Raw genomic sequence first — 8,061 nt, forward strand, 5'->3', positions numbered from 1 at the left:
GACGGCGAGGCGTTCACCCTCAACCTCACCGGCCCCGAAACCGCATCCATACGGCGCATCGCCCAATGGTTCGGCGAAGAGTTCGGCAAGGAGCCGGTCTTCGCCGGCCAGGAAGCACCCACCGCGCTGCTCTCCGACGCAAGCCGCTGCCACGCCCTCTTCGGCTACCCGGACATCACCCTGCGCACCCTCGTCGAATGGCAGGCCGACTGGCTGCGCCGCGGGCTGCCACTGTCCGGCAAGCCCACCAAGTTCCAGGTCCGCGACGGAAGGTTCTGATCCCCGTGTCCCGTACGCCCGCAGCCGCGACCGCGCCTGCACCCGGCCCCGTAGCCGCGACCACTCCCAAACCCGTACCCTCCTCGGCGGCCGCGGCAGCCCCGGCACGCACTCCGATGGACGTGCTCGCTGAGGGAGCCGTCATCCCCGCTCATCCACTCGCCCTCGGCGCCGACCGCAAGCTCGACGAACGCCGGCAACGCGCACTGACCCGTTACTACCTGGCCTCCGGCGCGGGCGGCCTCGCCGTCGCCGTCCACACCACCCAGTTCGAGATCCGAGAACCGGGCATAGGCCTGCTGGCACCGGTCCTCGAACTCGCCGCCGAGACGATCGACGCCGAGGCCGGCCGCCCGTTCATCAAGGTCGCCGGCGCCTGCGGCCACACCGCGCAGGCCGTCTCCGAAGCCGAGCTCGCAGCCTCCCTCGGCTACGACGCCGTGCTGTTGAGCCCCGCCGTGCCCGGCGCCGACGAGAAGGGGCTGCTGGACCGGGCCCGTGCCGTCGGCGAGGTGCTGCCGGTGATCGGCTTCTACCTCCAGGAGGCCGTCGGCGGCCGATATCTCTCGCCGTCGTTCTGGAGCTCATTCGCAGACCTGCCGAACACCGCGGCCATCAAGACCGCGCCCTTCGACCGCTACCGCACCGCCGATGTCGTACGCGCCGTGGCCGCCGCGGACCGGGCCGACGAGGTGGCGCTGTACACCGGCAACGACGACGACATCATCGGTGACCTGCTCACCCCGTACGAGACGGCGGGCGGCAGTCCGCGCTGGTTCGCGGGCGGGCTCCTCGGCCAGTGGGCCGTGTGGACCGGCTCCGCGGTGGCCCTCCTCGACGACGTCCGCAGGGCACGCGCCGGTGACCACGAGGCGATGGTGCGCTGCCTGGCCCGGCGCCCGGAGCTCACCGACGCCAACAGCGCGGTGTTCGACGTGCGCGGTGGATTCCGCGGCTGTATCGCGGGTGTCCATGAAGTGCTGCGCCGCCAGGGTCTGTTGGAGGGCATCTGGTGTCTCGATCCGAAGGAGGTCTTGTCTCCCGGCCAGGCCGAAGAGATCACCCGGGTCGCCACGGCCTACCCCTGGCTCACCGACGACGACTTCGTCGCGGAGTACGTCGATGACTGGCTCTCCTGACCCGGGGGCGGCCCGCCTGCCGCGGGTCGTCGTCGCCGTACCCCCGCACCTTCGTGAGCAGTTCTTCACCCCCGCGGTGTGGCGGAGCCTGTGCGCCGCGGCGCAGCCGGCCGTCCTCGACGAGCACACCGACCGGGACGCACTCGGTGCGGCGCTGCCCGGTGCTCGTGCCCTGATCACCGCTTGGGGAACGCCCCGCCTCAGCGAGGAACTCCTCGACGTCGCTGACCGACTGGCGATCGTCGCCCACACCGGATCGGCGGTCGCCCCGTATGTCACCGAGGAAGTCTTCCGGCGTGGGATCCTCGTCACCCAGGCCGGTGACGCGATGGCACGCCCGGTCGCCGAGGTGGCCCTCGCGTTCACCCTCGCCCTGCTGCACCGCGTCCACCGCTTCGACCACGCGCTGCGCGGCGGAGCCGACTGGGACGAGGCCAGCCAGGCCCCGCCGCGGCACGAGATCCAGGGCTGTGCGATCGGCCTCATCGGAGCGTCCCGTACCGGTCGTGCGTACATCGAGCTGGCGAGGGCACTGGGGGCACAGGTCGCGGTCACCGACCCGTATCTGACGGCCGAGGAAGCACAGCGGCTCGCGGTGCGGGTGGTGCCGCTGGACGAACTGCTCCGTAGCAGCCGGATCGTCGCCGTGCACGCCCCTGCCACCGCCGAGACCCGGCGCATGCTGGGTGCGCGCGAACTGGCGCTGATGCCCGACGGCGCCGGTCTGGTCAACACCGCCCGTTCCTGGCTCGTCGACGAGGACGCTCTTCTGGCGCAGGTGTCGGCGGGCCGGCTGGATGCTGCGATCGACGTCTTCGACACCGAACCACTGCCGGTCCACCACCCGTTCCGGAAACTGCCGAACGTTCTGCTGACCCCTCATCAGGCGGCGGGCACCGCCGAGTGTCGTCAGCGGCTCGGCGCAAGTGCCGTGGAGGAGGTGCTGCGGTTCCTGCGCGGCGATCCACCATTGCACTTCGTGGGGCCGGACGCGCTGGCTCGCGTCCTTTGATCAATCGATCGCAGCCACACCGGGCCCCAAAGGCCGACCAGTTGTTCCTCGGGGTCGAAGGCATCTCTGTTGCCTTCGGGATCGAGGGATTCCTGGAGGTCGTAGACGATGCGTGGCGGGAGCCGGAACAGGCGCAGCCCGTCGCGGAAGGAGCGGCGGGCTTCTACTTCGGGGTTGGTGGAGGCGTGCAGGGACGAGGCCAACTCGCCACCGTTACCGGGGCCTGGCGATTCCCAATCGCGGCCCGCGTGGTGCAAGGGGTGGGTGGCGCTGCCATGTTCGCGACCACGTTCGCGCTGCTCAACAGCTCCTACAGTGGGCGCGAGCGGGGCACCACGTACGGCGTGTGGGGAGCTGTGTCGGGGGCGGCGTCCGCGATCGGGCCGCTGGTCGGCGGGCCGCTGACCCAGGGCTTGTCCTGGCGGTGGATTTTCTTAGTGAACCTTCCGGTGAGCGTCGCGACGGTCGTGCTGTCACTGCTGGTCGTCAAGGATGCGGACCAGCCGCCGCGGCGCAGGTTCGATGTGGGTGGGCTCGTGGTGTTCACCGGTGCGGCAGGACTGCTGACGTTCGGAATGATCGAGGCGAACGAGGCCGGCTGGTCGAACGTGTCCAGCTGGGGCCCGTTGCTCGCCGGACTGGGGCTGATCGCCGTGTTCGGCGTGATGGAGCGCCGGGTGCAGAATCCGTTGCTGGATCTGGCCCTGCTGCGGCATCCGACCTTCAGCGGTGTCCTGCTCGCGGGCGTGGTGCTGAGCCTCGCCGCCTTCGTCTCGTTCACCTACAGCTCCGTCTGGCTCCAGTCGGTGCTGGGTCTGACACCGGTCGTGGCGGGGCTGGTCGGGCTGCCGATGTCAGCGGCGGCGTTCGTCGTATCGATGCTGATGGGGCGAGTCCTGCACAGGTGGTCCCCTCGCTGGTTGATCGCTTCGGGTCTCCTCGTCATCGGAGTCGGCGACCTCGTCGGCTTCCTGCTGGTGCGCGACACGGCGGCGCCGTGGGCGCTGCTGCCGGCCTTCTTCGTCGTCGGTGTGGGCGTGGGGTTGACGACACCCTCGCTCAGCTCGACGGGTATGGCCGCGGTGCCGGCTCAGCGGGGCGGTATGGCGGCGGGTGCGGTGAACACCGCAGGCCAGTTGGGCACCGTGTTCGGGATCGCTTTGCTGGGCAGCGTCTTCACCGCTGGGGTGCGCTCTTCGCTTGCGGACAGCCGGCTCCCCGATCCGGACCGGCTGGCCGATGTGGTGGCGAGCGGACGCGCGACAGAGGTGCCGGCCGGCGGACCCGGAGGGGCCGACGGCTCGGTCCGCACGGCTCTCGAAGCGGCAGCGGCGCATGGCATCGACCAGCTCTTCCTGGTCGCGGGCCTGGCCGCTGTCCTCACGGCGCTCATCGTCTTCGTCATGATCCGGCCGGCAGGCCGTACCCGGCTGACATCCGTGGCGGACACCCCGTCCCGGACCACGGCCTGAGGGCCGGACCCGACGTATCCGGGCGGCGTCCACTGACGGGCTGGTCGTCTCCACCCGTGCCCGCTTCAGGTTCACCACCGCCTCGGGCACGACCGACGACGCCGTTCGACGTGTTGCGCTGCTGTCCTGCCGTGGTGGTCCGTGAGGACTACGTCCAAGGCCGCGGCCGGTTTGCGCCTCGGGCCTGATCCCTGTACGCGGGGCGACGGCATAACGTGCTGCCCGACTCCGGATCGTCCGCGTAAGGGGAGAGAGCATGAGCACCGCTTCACCGGTATCGCTGGTGACGGGCGGCAACAGGGGCATCGGTCGCGAAACCGCGCGCCAGCTCGCCGGACTCGGTCACGCCGTCCTGCTGTCCGCCCGCCGTCCGGAGGACGCCGAACGGGCCGTCGCCGATCTGGCCCCAGGCGTGCCCGGCACGCTGCTGCCATGCCGGCTGGACGTGACCGACGCCGACGACATCCATGCCATCGCCCGTCGCGTGGAAGAGGAGTTCGGACGCCTCGATGTCCTCGTCAACAACGCAGCCATCAACTACGACACTTCCCAGCGAGCCGTCTCCGCCGACCTCCACGAGGTCCGCCACACCCTGGAGACCAACCTCTTCGGCGCCTGGCGGACCGCGCAGGCCTTCCTGCCGCTGCTGCGCCGATCACCCCACCCCCGCGTGGTGAACGTCTCCAGCGAATCCGGCTCCCTGGAGCTCATGTCCGGCGGCGCCCCTGCCTATGGAGTCTCGAAGGCCGCCCTCAACGCCCTGACCCGCAAGCTCGCCGACGAACTGCGTGCCGAGCGGATTCTGGTCAACGCTGTGTGTCCGGGATGGATCGCCACCGACATGGGCGGCCCGGGCGGCGACCCCGTCGACCAAGGCGTCGCCGGCATCGTCTGGGCTGCCACCCTGCCCGACTCCGGTCCCACCGGCGGCTTCTTCCGGAAGGGCGAACCCCTGGCCTGGTAAAGGAAAAGCCGGTGGTGGTCCCGCCGTGAAGGCCCCGCCTGGGCCGTTCGGGCCATCTCGATGACCAGAATGAAGACGGCGGCGAGGTGGAGTCCGGCGAGATGGATGGTGGGGGTCTTGTCGTAGCGGTTGGCCAGTCCGCGCCACTTGTCGGCGTACACGTGATGGCGCACCGCCTCGCCAGTCGGTCCAGGACGGGGCCGCTCCGACTGCGCTGTGCCGTGCGGGACCTCTTCTTCACCGGCCTGTGCATCGAGGCGTGGGTTGTGGCAGCCCTATTACCGGCCGTCACTCGCGGTGGGCCGGTATCTGGGTCACCCCTGGCTGTGACTCCGCCTCCTTGTGCAGAGGCCCGCACGCCGGTCCTGCCTCTGAGGAGCCTTGCCGCTGGTCGGCCGTACCGGCGAACCGTCCATCCTGCCGACGACGGCCACCTACCGGTGCGGAGTGCTGCTGGCCCCGCGTCTGGCCGAGCCCGTCGCCGACGAGATCACTTCGCCGGGCAGTCTCCGACCGGCCGGCACTCGCAGTTCAGGGGCTTCACTCGGTTGGGTGGCTCGGGCGGTAGTCCGGGTCACCCAGGGCGGGTGCCTGGAACCTTGGCTCCACAGCGGTCGCCTGTGGAGCCTGGGGTGCTGAGCAGGGTCCGGTAGTGGTGGATGTGAAGCCGCACTGCCGGCTGTTCACCCCCAGTGGTGGCGTTCACGTTCGCGTGGACCCGGCAGGCGGTCGAGTCGCGTGACGGGCGCTCAGCGCCTCGTCTCGTACCTGGTCAGGACCACGCCGCCAGGAAACGTCCGCGTCTCCACCAGGTTGAGGTTCACCCAGTTGTCCAGCACGGTGAAGAACGGCGTGCCGCCGCCCACCAGGACCGGCGCGGTGGCCAGCACGTACTCGTCGATCAGCCCGGCCCGCATGGCCGCCCCGGCGAGCGTCGCGCCACCGATGTCCATCGGGCCGCTGTCTTCGGCCTTGAGCCGGGTGATCTCGGCGACCGCGTCGCCGGTGACCAGGCGGGTGTTCCAGTCGACCTTGTCGATCGTCGAGGAGAACACCACCTTCGACATGTCCCGCCAGCGGCGCGCGAACTCGATCTCCGCCGGGGTGGCGTTGGGCTGCTGGTCGCCGGTCGGCCAGTAGGAGCTCATCGTCTGCCACAGCTTGCGCCCGTACAGCGTCAGGTCGGTCGCCTGCAACTGGTCGGACCAGAACTGGAACAGCTCGTCGCTCGGCGGCCCGCCCCAGCCGATGTCGTCGCCGGGCGCGGCGATGTAGCCGTCCAGGGTCAGGTTCATGCCGTAGATCAATTTCCGCATGGCGCCAGCCTTCCGTGAGTCGGTCTCACGTGTACAGACCGGCGCGGCGCGGGAAACTCATCGGTGCGCGATCTGAGCTCGCATGTAGTCCTCGTGCTCGGTGGCTCAGCCGCAGACTCATCGTTCCGCCGAGGAAATGGCATCGATCTGAGACTGATCTCGGGTGACATCGCGGTGAGACAACAGAGAACCAGCAGGTCACAGAAGATCGACATGCCATCGGCGGCGAGACCCTGTGTGGGGTCTCAAATTTCGTGTCATTTTCTCCGGCGCAGTCTCACGCCGATGTCATTCGCAGGTCAGCGGCTTGCATCGAACACGAGAGCTGAGGAAATGACACGGAGCGTGAGACAACTGACGGATGACACGGCGTGAGACACCAGGCAGAACCACAAGTCACAGCGCTGCCGCATGACACGGAGCCTGAGAACCTGCGGACGCCCCCGGCAGGGCAAGGACACCGTTGGCGAACTTGTACAGGCCGGGCTCGCCCTGGAGTGGCCATCGAAGGGGGAGCCATAACCCTGCAACGGACCCGAACTACTCCTCCCCAGACTCGAAGTCTTCCAGGAAGTAGCTGTCGTGTCGGATGCGAAACTGCTTGAGCTCTTCGCCACCGAGCTGCGCCATCTCCGCGACCTGCTCGAAGTACTCCTCGCGTGGGGCGCCTGGGGAGAAGAGCATGAGCATGGACATGGGCTCGTCGGTCACGTTTTTGAAGGCGTGCAGACCGCCGACCGGTACGTACAGGAAGTCGCCCGCGCGGCCCGTGACCCACTTCTCGCCGTTGTACAGCTCCAGTTCGCCGGAGAGGATGTAGAAGGACTCCGACATCGCCTTGTGGAAGTGGGTCTTGGCCCCAGCGGACCGTGCACCCAGCTCCACCTTGTATAGGCCGAATTCGCCGCCGGTCGACTCGTTGGTGGCGAGGTAGTGGGTAGAGGCGCCGGGTGAGGAGATGTCCGGTGGGCTGTCGGCCGGGCGGAAGGCCGCGTTCACTTGGCCCTTGTTGCCGTGGTAGCGGTTTTCCGGGTACTCGAGGTATTCCGGGTACGACATGATGCGCTCCTCTTGGCAGATCTTCCCCAGCATGGTGGCTCCCGCATCCAGCAGGTGGCATCGGACTTGCGCATGATCTCGGGTTGGCCCGGGCTGAGGGCTGGGGCTAGTACCAATGCCGTGTAGTTAGGGGCGCCGCACCGGCGCCTGTGCACCGAGGCGTACTTCTTGGCGACGGCGACTCCGTCCGCCCAGGCCGCCTCCTGTTCCGACCACGGTCGCCCAGCAGGCCCCAGAAAGGCACCGGCATCTGCCCGAGAGGTGGCGACGTGTGTGGAATGGCAGGGGCGCTCTCAGGCTGCGGTGTTGAGGAGGTTGGTGCCTGCTGGGGTGGTGCTGTGGAGGGCGCTGCTGTGGTGCCGGGTGGTGTGGGTGAGGCCGGCGGTGCGGAGAACGGTCGCGTGCTGGCTGGCGCTGCCTGGGGAGATGCCAGCGTGGCGGGCGAGTTCGGTGGTGGTGCAGCCAGGGTGGTGGGCGATGGTCCACAGCACCACGGCGCGGGTGTGGCCGAGGAGTGCGGTCAGGGAGTTGGGGATGGTGCTGAGGGCTCGTGCGGTGTCTGTGGGCGGCAGGAATGGGTTCGTGTCGCGGAGGCCGATGGGGTAAGTCAGCCACGGTTGGGGTTCAGCTGTGTCGTCCAGTGCTGGGTAAACGGCTCCGAAGAAGGAGGGGATCAGGAGCAGGCCGCGGCCTGCGAGATGGATGTCGCCTGCGTTGCCGGAGGCCATGGTGAGTTCCAGGACGGGGAGTGTCTAATCAACGGCGGATCTGCTGATCAAGGAGAGACGCCAAGTGAGCGAAACGACGATCGGGCACGAGT

7 protein-coding genes and 1 pseudogene are annotated in these 8,061 nt (G+C 68.9%); 5 read left to right on the top strand and 3 right to left on the bottom strand.

What is annotated here, in order from left to right; translation table 11 throughout:
* The 5 genes and pseudogenes from IE107_RS34050 to IE107_RS34070 form a co-directional block, all read left to right on the top strand.
* Positions 1 to 279, top strand: a pseudogene (locus IE107_RS34050) (epimerase); the annotation flags it as partial.
* A gap of 116 nt (positions 280 to 395) precedes the next feature.
* A complete protein-coding gene (locus IE107_RS34055; protein WP_189548212.1) occupies positions 396 to 1,418 on the top strand; it encodes a dihydrodipicolinate synthase family protein in 1,023 nt (340 codons plus the stop codon).
* A complete protein-coding gene (locus tag IE107_RS34060) occupies positions 1,402 to 2,430 on the top strand; it encodes a hydroxyacid dehydrogenase (protein WP_189548213.1) in 1,029 nt (342 codons plus the stop codon). The genes IE107_RS34055 and IE107_RS34060 overlap by 17 nt, the downstream gene beginning before the upstream one ends.
* Before the next feature lie 185 nt (positions 2,431 to 2,615).
* On the top strand, positions 2,616 to 3,902 hold the full coding sequence (locus tag IE107_RS34065) for an MFS transporter (protein ID WP_373302557.1): 1,287 nt from the start codon (positions 2,616 to 2,618) through the stop codon (positions 3,900 to 3,902).
* Between the two features lie 256 nt (positions 3,903 to 4,158).
* Positions 4,159 to 4,866, top strand: coding sequence for an SDR family oxidoreductase (locus IE107_RS34070; protein WP_189548215.1), 708 nt, complete (start codon positions 4,159 to 4,161; stop codon positions 4,864 to 4,866).
* Positions 4,867 to 5,615: 749 nt separating this feature from the next.
* Here IE107_RS34070 and IE107_RS34075 read toward each other — a convergent pair.
* From IE107_RS34075 to IE107_RS34085, 3 genes are all read right to left on the bottom strand, one after another.
* Positions 5,616 to 6,182, bottom strand: a complete 567-nt coding sequence (locus IE107_RS34075; RefSeq protein ID WP_189548216.1) for a dihydrofolate reductase family protein — start codon at positions 6,180 to 6,182, stop codon at positions 5,616 to 5,618.
* A 540-nt stretch (positions 6,183 to 6,722) separates the two neighbouring features.
* A complete protein-coding gene (locus IE107_RS34080) occupies positions 6,723 to 7,241 on the bottom strand; it encodes a cupin domain-containing protein (protein ID WP_189548217.1) in 519 nt (172 codons plus the stop codon).
* A gap of 293 nt (positions 7,242 to 7,534) precedes the next feature.
* Positions 7,535 to 7,969: a winged helix-turn-helix domain-containing protein gene (locus IE107_RS34085; protein ID WP_189548218.1), complete on the bottom strand. Its 435-nt coding sequence runs from the start codon at positions 7,967 to 7,969 to the stop codon at positions 7,535 to 7,537.
* Between the last annotated feature and the right edge of the window lie 92 nt (positions 7,970 to 8,061).

Source organism: Streptomyces gelaticus (assembly GCF_014649535.1).
Lineage (GTDB): Bacteria > Actinomycetota > Actinomycetes > Streptomycetales > Streptomycetaceae > Streptomyces > Streptomyces gelaticus.